We start from the raw sequence: 543 nt of genomic DNA on the forward strand, positions 1-543 counted from the left end.
CATGAGTTCTCAAACACTTTATTAAGTGTCTTGAATATTCAATAGTAAATTATTCTTTATTGAATAGTTTACGTCTAAGGCGCGTCCACTTCTTTGGTCAGAAGTGAGACAAGTAAAACCAAGCTGGTCGCAATGCGACGCAGGTGAGTGAAACTCATTTGGGTTGTATGGTTAAGCGACTAAGCGTATACGGTGGATGCCTTGGCAGTCAGAGGCGATGAAGGACGTAGTAACTTGCGAAAAGCGTTGGCGAGCTAGTAACAAGCATTTGAGCTAACGATGTCCGAATGGGGTAACCCAGCAGCATAAGCTGTTATCGCAACATGAATACATAGTGTTGCGAGGCGAACGAGGGGAACTGAAACATCTAAGTACCCTTAGGAAAAGAAATCAACCGAGATTCCCCTAGTAGCGGCGAGCGAACGGGGATTAGCCCTTAAGTCAGTGGGGTGTTAGTGGAATGCGTTGGAAAGCGCAGCGGCACAGGGTGATAGCCCCGTACATGAAAACTAACCATTGATGAAAACGAGTAAGGCGGGACAC

1 rRNA gene is annotated in these 543 nt (G+C 46.2%); it reads left to right on the forward strand.

The annotated features are described in order from the left end of the window. Positions 1-169: 169 nt before the first annotated feature. A 23S ribosomal RNA gene (locus L5M10_RS24090) occupies positions 170-543 on the forward strand; the annotation flags it as partial.

Source organism: Shewanella sp. SM32 (genome assembly GCF_025654235.1).
In the GTDB taxonomy this organism is placed as follows: Bacteria; Pseudomonadota; Gammaproteobacteria; order Enterobacterales; family Shewanellaceae; genus Shewanella; species Shewanella oncorhynchi.